The following is a 12,107-nucleotide window of genomic DNA, read 5'->3' on the forward strand; positions in this document are numbered from 1 at the left end:
ACGCGCGCAGAGTCGTCTTTGTACTGCGCGACGACAGGCTGACCGACAGCTAGAACCGGACGTTCAGCTCGTGAAAAACGGCATTGGCTTCGCTCGCCGCCTCGTTGATAGCGCGAGAGTCAGGGCAATGTCACTGAGGCTCGCAGGTCAGCTTGATGCGCAGGCGGATCACATCGCGCTTGAACTTGGCGGTCATGGGCTTGCTTTCCCCTGACTCGAGCGTGACCCGTCGGGTGCGCGGCATTTCCGGCCCGTTGCGAAACGAGGCGGTACACTCGACCGGGCGGTCCCCAAGGTTCTGCAGTACCAGGCCAGCCATATCGCGGTCGATGGTCTCGGTGCTCGCCAGCACCTCGGCGCCGTTGAGCTCCTGCTCGAGGTCCACGGGGTAGCTGACGGCAAGCGCACTCAGTGGGAAGATGACGAGCGCAGCGAAGCAAAGTCTTTTCATTTTTTATGTGGGCTCCTCGATTAGGCGACCGCCAGCGTACCAGACCGACGCAACAGGAAAACAATGGAATGAAAGTGCCCCGTGTGACCCTTGATCAATGGCGAACCCTGCAGGCGGTGATCGACCACGGCGGCTTCGCCCAGGCCGCTGAAATGCTGCATCGTTCGCAATCCTCGGTGAGCTATACGGTGGCGCGCATGCAAGAGCAATTAGGCGTCCCCCTGTTACGTATCGATGGCCGCAAGGCGGTACTGACCGATGCCGGTGAAGTGCTTTTGCGCCGCTCCCGGCAGCTGGTCAACCAGGCCGGGCAGCTGGAAGAGCTGGCGCACCACATGGAGCAAGGCTGGGAAGCTGAAGTGCGGCTAGTGGTCGATGCCGCCTACCCCAACGCCAAGCTGATCCGTGCGCTGACCGCGTTCATGCCGCAAAGCCGAGGTTGCCGGGTGCGGCTGCGTGAAGAAGTGCTGTCCGGTGTTGAAGAGGTCCTGAAGGACGGCACAGCGGATCTGGCGATCAGCGGTCTGGATATCACCGGCTACCTTGGCCAGGAACTGGGCACTGTCGAATTCATCGCTGTCGCGCACCCCAACCACTCGCTGCATCAGCTGCAACGCAAGCTCAGCGTCCAGGATCTACAAAGTCAGATGCAGGTGGTGGTGCGCGACTCCGGCCAGCGCCAGCCGCGCGACAGCGGCTGGCTGGGGGCCGAACAACGCTGGACGGTCGGCAGCCTGGCCACTTCGGTCGGCTTCGTCAGCAGCGGCCTGGGCTTTGCCTGGCTACCTCGGCACATGATTCATCGCGAACTGGCCGAAGGAGCCCTCAAGCCGCTGCCTCTGGTTCAGGGCAGCGTTCGCCGGCCACTTTTCTACCTCTACACGAACCCCGACAAACCGCTCGGTCCGGCCACACAGATTCTCATCGACCTGATCAGGACGTACGATGCACAAGCGCAATCGCCTGTTCAGCCGGTGAGCAACACCAAGCACGACGGCTGAAGCACCTGTGCAACCGGCCTGCATGAACGGGCTGACCCAGGCTTACCCATACCAGGAATAGACCATGAAACGACTCGCACTCGCCGCCTGCTCACTGCTGCTCGCCGGCAACCTGTTCGCCGCTGAGAATCCTCACGTACTGCTGAACACCAGCATGGGCGAAATCGAAATCGAGCTGGAGGCCGAAAAGGCCCCGGTCAGCGTGAAGAACTTTCTCGAATATGTCGAAAGCGGCTTCTACGACGGCACCGTCTTCCACCGCGTGATCCCTGGTTTCATGATCCAGGGCGGCGGCTTCAACGAGGGCCTGAGCCAGAAGAAGACCCGTGAGCCGATCAAGAACGAGGCCGACAACGGTCTGCACAACGTACGCGGCACCCTCGCCATGGCGCGCACACAGAACGTCGACTCGGCGACCAGTCAGTTCTTCATCAACCACCGTGACAATGACTTCCTTGACCATGGCAGCCGCGACTTCGGCTATGCGGTATTCGCCAAGGTGGTGCGCGGCATGGACGTGGTTGACCAGATCGCCCAGGTGCCGACTGGCAACCGCAGCATGATGCAGAACGTACCGCTGACGCCGGTAAAGATTGTCTCAGCGAAGAAACTCTGACCTTTCCACGTCAGTCGACAGTGTGCACGGCACCCGCCGTGCACCGGCTGCTGAACAGGAGACCTGACATGAGTGAACAGAACATGCTGAACACCGCCGAAGGGGAAGCACAACTGCTTCAAGACCTGCTGAGCGCGGAGCGCGCCGGAGCCAAGGTCGCCGGTGAAAGCCTGCAGCAGTGTAACGATCCAACCCAGCAGAAGTTGCTCGAGCAGATCCGCCAGGGCGAGGTCGACAGCTGCCGGCTGGTCCTGAACTGCATGAATCATCTGAACATCGAGCCCAACCGCGAAACCGGCGCGTTTTACGGTAAGGCCATGGCCATCGAGTCGCTGGAAGAGCGCCTGACCTTCGTTGATCGAGGCCAGCAGTGGGTGATCCGCAAGCTGCGTGAGTACCTGCCCGGCTGCGACGATGATTTCATCCGCACGGAGCTGGAAAAAATGCTGAAGATTCACGAGATCAACAGCCAGGCCGCCTGATACCTGGCTCATCGTGCAGCGCAGCTGAGTTTGGTCAGTCGGCGGCGACGTCCCAATAGCGCTGCCAGCGTGCCACCAGCTCCTTAGGCGCCTCCGAATAGATCTTCTCCCCCAGCTTGAGCGCGGCGCTCTGCAACTCGCTCCGACGTTCTGCTATGGCAGTGTTGAGTCGCTCGCGCAGGGTGTCGTCGCCGAACAATGCCGGCTGAGCCTGCGTCAGCTCCGTCAGCACCGCCAGGTCATGATCATCGCCCAGCTGATCCGCCAGATCCTTGAGCGAGTCGCTGCGCAGCTGCATCAGCTTCGGCCAACTCGGCGTCAGTAGCCTGGTCTGGTACCAGTGATCCTTGACCCGCTTGCGCCATTGGTGGAGCTGTTCGTCGCTGAGATCGAGCTTGGTTTTGGCCAGCTCAGCGCAACCGTCTGCGTAGGTGCGTTCGACACCGCCAGACAGCAAGTCGAAGCCCTTGGCTTGAAGTGACCAGGTGTCGATGCAGCTTCGCGCATCCTTCAGCTCATCGATTACTTTGCCGATGCGCGAATCGAGGTCGGTAGTGCCACTTTCGGCCTGCTTCGCCCGAGCCTGCAGGCGACGCCGGGTCAGCTTGAAATCCGCCTCGGCGAACAGGTCCGGGAAACGCTTTGCCAGCGCATCCCAACTTTCCAGCATGGCAGTAGCGTCGCGCGACTCGGCCAAGGCGCGCCCCAGATCCCGCAAACGGTGATTTTCTCGCTGAAACTCGTTTCCCAGCGGCTTGCGCACCAGGCGCAGAAGCGCCCGCAACTCTTTGAACCGTTTGCGCGCCTGATGCACGCCCTCGGCGCGGTCTTCGGGTGCAACGCTCAGCGCCTCGATGGCTTTGTCGATGCCCTGCCGGGCGACTTTTCGCACCTCGGCGGCAGGGTCTTGCGGACGCAGCTTGTAGCCCATGACAACTCCCGTTCAGGCCCGCTGCCACACTCGCACAGCAGGCATGACGGGCGATTCAACCGTAGCGCTTGCGCGCCTCGATGGCCAGGCCGCTACCGATACTGCCGAAGCGATTGCCTTCAACGTGGCGTGCCCGTGGCAGCAAGGCGGCGACGCTATTGCGCAGCGCCGGGATCGCACTGGAGCCGCCCGTGAAGAAGACCGTGTCGATGTCCTCGTGCTTGAGCCCGGCGCTCTTGAGCAATTGACTGACATTGGTGCGGATTCGTTCGAGCAGAGGGTTGATCGCCGTTTCGAATACAGGACGCGTGAGTGTGGCTTCGAGGCCGGATTCGATTCGCGCGAAGTCGATCAGGAAGCGTTCATGCTCGGTCAGTTCGATCTTGCCCTGCTCGACCTGCATCGCCAGCCAATGCCCGGCGCGTTGCTCTATCAGGCTGAACAACCGGTCGATTCCGGTGGGGTCGACAATGTCGTAGCGCATGCTCTGCAATGCGCGCAGCGAAGCTGGAGCGTAGACCGCGTTGATCGTGTGCCAGGTGGCCAGATTGAGATGAGTGCTGGTGGGCATGGGTGCATCGCTTTTCATCCGGCTGCCGTAGCCGAACAGGGGCATTACCCCCTGCAAGCTGAGCTGCTTGTCGAAATCGGTACCGCCGATGTGCACGCCCGAGGTGGCAAGGATGTCGTCCTGACGGTCATCGATCTGCCGCCGCTCCGGTGCCAGCCGCACCAGTGAAAAGTCCGAGGTACCGCCGCCGATGTCGACGATCAGCACGCGCTCTTCCCGCTCGATGCGCGACTCGTAGTCGAACGCTGCAGCGATGGGTTCGTACTGGAAGGAGACGTCCTTGAAACCGATCTTGTTGGCCGCAGCGGCGAGTGTATTCGCCGCTTCCCTATCTGCATCCGGGTCGTCGTCTACGAAAAACACCGGGCGTCCCAGCACCACCTCATCGAACGAGCGCCCGGCCTGCTCTTCAGCGCGTTGTTTGAGGGTCCCGAGAAACAGCCCGAGAATGTCCTTGAACGGCATGGCGCCGCCGAGCACGGTCGTCTCACTCTTGAGCAGCTTGGACCCGAGCAGGCTTTTCAGCGAGCGCATCAAACGCCCTTCGTAGCCTTCCAGGTATTCGGCCAGGGCCAGACGGCCATAGACCGGACGACACTCTTCGGTGTTAAAGAACACCACCGAGGGCAAGGTTTGCTGATCGCCTTCCAGCACCAACAGCGGCTCGGCGTCAGGACGCCACCAACCGACGGTGGAATTGGAGGTACCGAAGTCAATGCCGCAGGCGCGGGCGGGGGACGGGTTATGCATGTGCGGGCCGGACTTCTAAAAACGGCCGCGCAGTTTATGCGAGCCTGCCAGCAAATGCAGGCCAATCGTCGGGCGGGCTCAACCAGGCAAACCACTGCGGCAGTCGAGCGCCGCCGCAGTGGAGCGCCGTTAGGCGAGTGACGGCTCGGCAGCGGCTGCGGCCGCGGAGTCGGTCATGCCATCCGTCATGCGCTTGGCGTCATGGCAGAAAGTGCGGGAGGCCTGGAACAGGAACACCATGGTAAGCAGCAGCGAGCCGGGGATCAGATACATCGCACCGTGTAGACCTTCGGCGCGGAAGACTTCGCTCATCTCGCTGGCACCTGCGGCAAGCATTGCCGACTCGGCAAAGTGGTCCGACAGCAGCCCCACCACCACCGTGCCCATGCCACCACCAAGCAGGTACAGACCGGCGAAGAACAGGGCCATAGCTGTGGCCCGCAGACGTGGTTCGACGACGTCCTGAATGGCTGTGTAGACGCAGGTGTAAAAGTTGTAGGAGAACAGCCAGCCGATACTGAAGACCGCGACGAACATGCCTACTTCAATCCGCCCGGCAAGCAACGCATAACCGGTCAGAACGGTGGCGATGAGCATGCTCACCGCGGCGAAGATCAGGCGGCCGCGGGCAAAGCGTTGATGGATCTTGTCTGCTACCCAACCGCCAAGGGTTAAACCGACCAGCCCCGTCAAGCCGACGATCACCCCGGTGGCGATCGACGCTTCCACCAGCGGCACCGCGTGATAGCGCATCAGCAACGGCACCATAAAGGCGTTGCAGGCGTAGGTGGCGAAGTTGAACGCCAGCCCCGCCAGCACCAGCCACCAGAATGTGCGGATCGCGAACACCTTACGAATAGGCTGCTCCACACGCGCCTGCGACACTTTCACCGTTTCCGCCGCGCCACGCTGGGGTTCCTTGACGAAAAAGATGAACAGCGCCAGCACCAGACCAGGCACTGCCGCAATGAAGAACGGTGCGCGCCAGCTACCGAAATATTCCACCATCGAGCCAATGGTGAAGAAGGCCAGCAGCAGCCCAAGCGGCAGCCCCAGCATGAAGATACCCATGGCCCGAGCGCGTTTGTGCGCCGGAAACAGATCGCCAATCAGCGAATTGGCCGCGGGCGCATAGCTGGCCTCACCGATGCCGATGCCCATGCGCACCAGCAGAAAGGTCCAGAAATTCCAGGCCAGACCGTTTACAGCGGTCAGCCCGCTCCAGACGGTCAACCCCCAGCCCATGATCTTGCGCCGTGAGCCGATGTCGGCCATGCGGCCCAGTGGCACGCCGGCGATCGCGTAGATGATGGTGAAAGCGGTGCCGATCAAGCCCAGCTGGAAATCGTTGAGATCCCACTCCAGGCGGATAGGCTCGGCAATGATTGCCGGGATGGTGCGATCGAAAAAATTGAACAGGTTGGCCAGAAACAGCAGAAACAGGACGCGCCAGGCGTTCGCGGCTTGGGTGGATGGCTGCATGACGTCGCTCTCGATTTATTGTTATGCGTCGGTCGTGTGCCGACCGATTCTCGGAACTGACTCTAGGGTTCTAATGTGCGTCTGTCTGTCACCATCACTTTCGCTGATGCCGGCCGATGCGACGCGTCAGCTCTGCCGCCAAGCCTCTAGCCAACCAAGGCTGGTTGAGGTGCCGGCGCTATCGGGGCGGTATTCGGCCGCCAACCAGCCGGAATAGCCCACTGCTTGCAACGCTTCGAGCAGCGGTTCGAACGCTATCGAACCCGTGCCGGGCGCACCACGGCCGGGACAGTCGGCGAACTGAACATGACCTATCCGCGATCCCAGAAGCCGGATACCCGCGGCGACGTCCAGCCCTTGACGGGCCATGTGATACAGGTCCAGCTGAGCCTGGCAATTGGGATGGTCGACGCGCTCCAGCAGCGTTTGCAGATGCGCGGGTGTATTGATCAGATAGCCGGGCATGTCGAGTGGATTGATCGCCTCGCACACCACTCGAACTCCAAGCAATGCGAACGCCTCGGCGCTTTTGCCCAGGTTGGCTGCCAGGGTTTCCGAGGCTTGCTCACGCGTGACACCTTCGGCCAGCCGGCCCGGCAAGACATTGACGCACAGTGGGCGCGTCATGGCCGCATAGGTCAGGCCTTCCTGAAGCGCCGCATCGAACTCAGCCTGCCGTGACGGCACTGCCGCCAGCCCCGCACCGCCCTGCATGAAATCGCCTGCCGGCAGGTTAATCAGCACCAGCGGCAGACCCGCACGCTCCAGCAACTCCTTTAGCTGCAGGGCCGGGAGCTCGTAGGGGAACTGGATTTCTACACCATCGAACCCGGCAATCCGAGCGGCCATGATGCGCTCGGCCAACGGCAGTTCGGTGAACAACATGGACAGGTTGGCTGCAATCTTCATTGATCTTGCTCCCGGAACATCCTGACCAGCGTGGACGGGTCATTTTCCAGCTCGCCCTGACTACCGTGCAGGCGCATCAGCTGTGCGGCGAGGCCGGTCATGGGCGTGGCTCCGCCTGCTTCACGAGAAAGCTGCACGGCCGTATCGAGGTCCTTGAGCAGGGTGCGAACGCGCCACTTCACCGGCTCGAACTCGCTGTGGGCCATTTGCGGGGCGAGGATCTGCAGCGGTTTGGAATCGGCGAAACCGCCAGCCAGTGCCGACGCGATGAGAGTGGCGTCGACCCCGGCGCGTTCGGCCAAAGCCACCACTTCGGCGATGACCAATGCATTACAGGCGACGATCATCTGGTTACAGGCTTTGGTCACCTGGCCGGCGCCGACATCGCCCATGTGGGTCAACCGCTGGCCGAGGTGTGCCAACACGGGTCGAACCCGTTCGACATCCTCGCCGCGTCCGCCTGCCATGATTGCCAGGCTGCCCGTCTCGGCACCCGCCGTACCACCGGACACCGGTGCATCGACCCAGCGCATGCCGCTGCGGGATTCGAGTTCGGCGGCCATGGCGCGTGTGGCCGTTGGCTCCAGACTGGAATGATCGACCAGCAATTGGCCCGCTTTTGCTCCCTCGACGATACCACCCGAGCCAAACACCACCTCACGTACCACCGCGGTGTCTGCCAGACAAAGCAGCACCATGTCTGCGTCACTGCACAGGTCGGCGGGGTTGCTGGCCTGTCGCGCGCCAGCCTCTATCAGAGGGGCACATTTTTCGGGGGAACGGTTCCAGACCGTCAATCGATAACCGGCAGCGAGCAGCCGGCGGCACATTGGCAGGCCCATCAGGCCGATGCCGGCAAAAGCGATCGTTGGCAAATCAGACATGCGGGTGGTTCCTGTAAAACCGGACCCGGGATTCTAGCGCCGCTCAAGCTCCGATGGCCAAGCCGGCCTCAAAGCAGCTCCCCTTTATCCCACAAGCGCACCAGCTCCCCAGGCGCCTGCTCTTCGGGGACTTGCAGCAGCATTTCTCCGTCATGCTCGTTTTCGCGGTAATGAAGCTCGATCTGGTAGTAACGACGATCGCCCTGCCCGGCGTCGGCACTCGCCAACGGAAGGCAGCCTTCCAGCACGGAGCAAATCTGGCCGCGTTGGCGTTCGTCACAGCTGGCGAAATCGATCTCACGCGGCCGAGAGAGAGCCTGCATCGCGGCGAACCCGCCCTGCCGCGAGAGGCGAACGGTTGCTTCTTTGCCCAGCGGTGGTAGCTGTTTCATGACGTCTCCTCGTTGGGGCCTGTTTACGGCACAAGGACACCGACATCTGTCCATGCCTGCCTTACCGCCTGAACCTCGCTACTGCCGGCACCGAAGCGGATCACCGCGTTATCGAGCGTCAAACCAGCGAACGCGACGAAATCCGCATCCTTGGCCAAACGCTGATCACAGAGGGTGTCATACCAGATGCGCCCAGCCTTCTCCCAGGCATAACCGCCGAGCGCCCGAGCGGCGAGATAGAACGCGCGATTGGGAATGCCGGAGTTCAAATGCACACCACCATTGTCGTCACGGGTGTCGATAAAGTCGCGCATATGCGCTGGCTGCGGGTCCTTGCCCAGCAGCGGATCGTCATAGGCGCTGCCGGGGTTGGCCATCGAGCGCAGTGCCGAGCCGCTCACCTTGTCGTTCAGCAACTCGGCGCCGATCAACCAATCGGCCTGGTCCGCTGTCTGCTTGAGGCTGAACTGTTTCACCAACACGCCGAACACGTCGGATAGCGATTCATTCAGGGCACCGGACTGATCGGAGTACAGCAGCCCGGCCTCGCTTTCGATGACGCCATGGGTCAGCTCGTGCGCCACGACATCCAGAGATCGCGTGAAGCGATTGAAAATCTCGCCGTCACCATCGCCGAAGACCATCTGTGCGCCGTTCCAAAAGGCATTCTCGTAGCCGACCCCGTAGTGCACCGTGCCGATCAGCGGGAAACCATGATTGTCGATCGAGTCGCGCCCGAACACCTGCCAGAAGCATTCGTGGGCCTTGCCGAGTGCATCGTAGGCCTCGTCGACCGCCGCATCGCCGACCGGCGGCTGTCCCTCGATTCTTGCCAGCATCCCAGGCAGCAACATCTGCTGCCCTGCATCGTGAATGCTGCGTCGCGGTTCGCCGGGCAGGTCTCGTTCAGGCAACACGCTGACGATTGGCTGACGGTTGGGTGGCCCGGGGTTGGGTAGCAGAGCGCGCACCTGCACCAGCGTTTCCAGCGCCCGCTCGCGCTGCCACTCCGAGCCGTGCAAGATGATCCGGTCGAGTATGTAAGGCGGAATGAAGCCGTGGCGCATGGTTGAGTTATGCATGGGTTCCCCTTCAGCCAGCTCGCTTGCAAGGCATCCACGCACGTTGATCCGATTAAGGCGCAGCGTTGTCGTGCCGGCTGTTTTCGATGTCTGCTTTCAGCAGGCTAGAGCAAAAGCCCAAGTCGGCAAGCCGCAAATGGGGGTGCTTTGATTTGGGGAGCGCGGTGGAGGATTCAGCCAGTGATCGAGCTGGCGTTGGCGGCAACATGCACCTCAGCGATCACGCTGCTGCGGTTGAGCGCTTCGATAGCCTGGTCGAGCTGCTTGACGCAGAGGTCTACCGCCATTTGGCGCAAAGACTCTGGCCACTCATGGTCGGTAACCGGTTCGATCATGTCCAGGATGTCGGTATAGCCGACGAGCATCCCATGCTTCACCTTTAGGGTTTCGCCAGCTGAAAGAACTGTGAGCGGGTCTCGCGAGGTGATTACCGCCCCCGCGTCGAGCAGTCCGTCGATGTGTTTACGCAGGGCATGGAGTGCGCGCTTGTCCCGGGTCGAATCCATATCAAAAAGCCATCATCCATAAAGGCGGCGGATTCTACTAAATGTGACAAGCATCACAAATGTAATTTCGAATCTGCCGCACCGACCCCGCGTTATGGACTCGCCCAGAGTCAATCTGTGGGCGCAGCGTTACGCGTTAGCGCTTCGAAATGCTATGCATCATGGGGCTTCTCTTCGGTTCGCCAGAGGTACCGAAGTCATCCTGACGAGTATCAACAAGCTGACCCAGGCAAATCTCGACAGCGACGTGTCGTGATTCTGGGCACGGCCAAACATGCCTGGCGATGACGGTAACCAAGCTCCGAATGCCGGTCTCATTGAAGAGCCGCCCATTACGTACCGTGAGTGTGCACTCGTGAAAATCGATGGTGATCGGACTGCGCCCGGTCAGGCCCGCCCCGGCGCTGAGCAAATAATCGATGTGCCGGCGCAATGTATGGTTTTCACGACGTTCGGAGCGCATGACGGTCATCTGCCGGTCCGACCCCGCATCACAGCTAGCTGATCGTTCTGCATTAGCACGCTTGGCCTTGCTTGACCGAAGCGCCATTCTCCGGATTGTTTTCAAGCTCGTTGTCAATGGCCTCGTCGAGCTGACGGCAGCAAAGGTCAGCAGCCATCTCGCGCAACGACTCCGGCCATTCACCGTCCGTGGTCGGCTCGATCAGTGCGAGCGATTTGTAGTAGCTGATGAGCATGCCGTGCTCGACCCGCAGGGCCTGACTGCCATCGAGCAGGATTAACGGATCCCGCTGGGCAATAACGGCCCCGCTCGCCAGGAGCGCATCGATGTGTTTTCGCAGCGCATGAAGCTTCCGCTTTTCTTCTCTGAAATCACTCATACCGCAACCCTCGTCCTTGAAGGCACGAGATTCTAGTCAAACCTTGATGGCGCTTAAATATCTAAATGCCACTACACCCATCATTCGCCGCTCTAAGCTGAGCATCATTTGATCCATGTCATTCCCACCTGCGCCTACGCAGGGGGCTGGCACAGTACATGTGGGTTCCCGGCCGGATAGACAGCGCACCAAACTTGCCACACCACGCCGTTTACCTCCGTTTCGCCAAGCGGCAGCGCCATCTCGGCCAGACGCTTGCGTTGGCGCAGCCTTCTACCTCTATAATCCGCGCGCTTTTTCCGCTATTGAACCGGAGAACCACAATGCTGAAGCGCACCCTGGCAGCCGTCACCGGCCTTGCCCTCTCGTTGTCTATTGCCACCACCCATGCCGCCGACGTTCTTCGCGTATCGGCCATCCCCGACGAAGCCCCGACTGAGCTGATTCGCAAGTTCGAACCGCTGGGCCAATACCTCGAAAAAGAACTGGGCATGCCGGTGAAGTTCACTCCGGTCTCCGATTACGCTGCAGTTGTCGAAGCACTTGCTTCCGACCGCCTCGACCTGGCCTGGCTCGGCGGTTTCACCTTCGTCCAGACTCGCCTGAAAACGGGCGATGCGATCCCGCTCGTACAGCGTGAGCAGGACGAGAAATTCACCAGCAAATTCATCACTGCCGATCCCGAGGTCAAAACGCTGCAGGACCTCAAGGGCAAGACCTTTGCGTTTGGCTCCGTGTCCTCGACCTCCGGCAGCCTGATGCCGCGCTATTTCATGATCAAGGACGGCATCGACCCCGAGCAGTTCTTCAAGCGCATCGCCTATTCCGGCGCCCACGACGCCACGGCCGCCTGGGTTCAGGCTGGCAAGGCCGACGGTGGCGTACTCAATGCCTCGGTTTGGGACAAGCTGGTCGCGGCTGGCAAGGTCGACACTGACAAGGTGCGGGTGATCTCAACCACGCCGCCCTATTACGACTACAACTGGACCGTACGCGGCAACCTGGAGCCAGCGCTGGCAGAGAAGATCAAACACGCGTTTCTCAAACTCGACCCGAAGAACCCGGAACACAAGAAGATTCTTGATCTTCAGGCCGCAACGCGCTTCATCGAAACGCGTCCGGAAAACTACGAAGGCATCGAGGAAGCCGCGCGCGCCGCTGGCCTGTTGAAGTGAGTTCCGCCAGTCGGTCCGCGGCAACTCTGCGGA

Annotated in this window: 15 protein-coding genes; 4 read left to right on the forward strand and 11 right to left on the reverse strand. The window is 61.2% G+C overall.

Features of this window, described 5'->3' with window-relative positions; all coding sequences use genetic code 11:
• Window positions 1-130: 130 nt before the first annotated feature.
• Window positions 131-451, reverse strand: coding sequence for a hypothetical protein (locus RT21_RS09350; RefSeq protein ID WP_045425097.1), 321 nt, complete (start codon window positions 449-451; stop codon window positions 131-133).
• A gap of 68 nt (window positions 452-519) precedes the next feature.
• On the opposite strand from RT21_RS09350, the gene RT21_RS09355 reads away from it, so the two are divergent.
• The 3 genes from RT21_RS09355 (at window position 520) to RT21_RS09365 (ending at window position 2,550) form a co-directional block, all read left to right on the forward strand.
• Window positions 520-1,452: a LysR family transcriptional regulator gene (locus RT21_RS09355; protein WP_046162527.1), complete on the forward strand. Its 933-nt coding sequence runs from the start codon at window positions 520-522 to the stop codon at window positions 1,450-1,452.
• A 64-nt stretch (window positions 1,453-1,516) separates the two neighbouring features.
• On the forward strand, window positions 1,517-2,068 hold the full coding sequence (locus RT21_RS09360; RefSeq protein ID WP_045425088.1) for a peptidylprolyl isomerase: 552 nt from the start codon (window positions 1,517-1,519) through the stop codon (window positions 2,066-2,068).
• A 68-nt stretch (window positions 2,069-2,136) separates the two neighbouring features.
• Window positions 2,137-2,550: a DUF6306 domain-containing protein gene (locus RT21_RS09365; protein WP_046162528.1), complete on the forward strand. Its 414-nt coding sequence runs from the start codon at window positions 2,137-2,139 to the stop codon at window positions 2,548-2,550.
• 34 nt (window positions 2,551-2,584) lie between these two features.
• Here RT21_RS09365 and RT21_RS09370 read toward each other — a convergent pair whose 3' ends face one another.
• From RT21_RS09370 to RT21_RS09415, 10 genes are all read right to left on the reverse strand, one after another.
• Window positions 2,585-3,481: a CHAD domain-containing protein gene (locus RT21_RS09370; RefSeq protein WP_046162529.1), complete on the reverse strand. Its 897-nt coding sequence runs from the start codon at window positions 3,479-3,481 to the stop codon at window positions 2,585-2,587.
• A 55-nt stretch (window positions 3,482-3,536) separates the two neighbouring features.
• Complete coding sequence (locus RT21_RS09375; protein WP_046162530.1) at window positions 3,537-4,802, reverse strand: Hsp70 family protein; 1,266 nt, start codon at window positions 4,800-4,802, stop codon at window positions 3,537-3,539.
• A gap of 129 nt (window positions 4,803-4,931) precedes the next feature.
• The gene (locus RT21_RS09380; RefSeq protein WP_046162531.1) at window positions 4,932-6,284 is read right to left on the reverse strand and encodes a spinster family MFS transporter; all 1,353 of its coding nucleotides are present in this window, start codon (window positions 6,282-6,284) and stop codon (window positions 4,932-4,934) included.
• Window positions 6,285-6,410: 126 nt separating this feature from the next.
• A complete protein-coding gene (locus tag RT21_RS09385; RefSeq protein WP_046162532.1) occupies window positions 6,411-7,193 on the reverse strand; it encodes a hydroxypyruvate isomerase family protein in 783 nt (260 codons plus the stop codon).
• The gene (locus RT21_RS09390) at window positions 7,190-8,077 is read right to left on the reverse strand and encodes an NAD(P)-dependent oxidoreductase (protein ID WP_045425075.1); all 888 of its coding nucleotides are present in this window, start codon (window positions 8,075-8,077) and stop codon (window positions 7,190-7,192) included. Before RT21_RS09390 ends, RT21_RS09385 begins: the two co-directional genes overlap by 4 nt.
• Before the next feature lie 68 nt (window positions 8,078-8,145).
• Window positions 8,146-8,469, reverse strand: coding sequence for a protealysin inhibitor emfourin (locus RT21_RS09395; protein WP_046162533.1), 324 nt, complete (start codon window positions 8,467-8,469; stop codon window positions 8,146-8,148).
• 23 nt (window positions 8,470-8,492) lie between these two features.
• Complete coding sequence (locus tag RT21_RS09400) at window positions 8,493-9,551, reverse strand: M4 family metallopeptidase (protein WP_046162534.1); 1,059 nt, start codon at window positions 9,549-9,551, stop codon at window positions 8,493-8,495.
• Between the two features lie 173 nt (window positions 9,552-9,724).
• On the reverse strand, window positions 9,725-10,057 hold the full coding sequence (locus tag RT21_RS09405; RefSeq protein ID WP_046162535.1) for a hypothetical protein: 333 nt from the start codon (window positions 10,055-10,057) through the stop codon (window positions 9,725-9,727).
• Between the two features lie 136 nt (window positions 10,058-10,193).
• Complete coding sequence (locus RT21_RS09410; protein ID WP_052724738.1) at window positions 10,194-10,529, reverse strand: hypothetical protein; 336 nt, start codon at window positions 10,527-10,529, stop codon at window positions 10,194-10,196.
• Window positions 10,530-10,572: 43 nt separating this feature from the next.
• Window positions 10,573-10,899 carry a hypothetical protein gene (locus RT21_RS09415; RefSeq protein ID WP_046162536.1) on the reverse strand — a complete coding sequence of 109 codons (327 nt, stop codon included), beginning with the start codon at window positions 10,897-10,899 and terminating at the stop codon, window positions 10,573-10,575.
• A gap of 323 nt (window positions 10,900-11,222) precedes the next feature.
• Here RT21_RS09415 and RT21_RS09420 point away from each other — a divergent pair, with 323 nt between their 5' ends.
• A complete protein-coding gene (locus tag RT21_RS09420) occupies window positions 11,223-12,074 on the forward strand; it encodes a putative selenate ABC transporter substrate-binding protein (protein ID WP_046162537.1) in 852 nt (283 codons plus the stop codon).
• The last annotated feature ends 33 nt before the right edge of the window (window positions 12,075-12,107 follow it).

It is taken from the genome of Pseudomonas sp. 10B238 (genome assembly GCF_000970615.1).
In the GTDB taxonomy this organism is placed as follows: Bacteria; Pseudomonadota; Gammaproteobacteria; order Pseudomonadales; family Pseudomonadaceae; genus Stutzerimonas.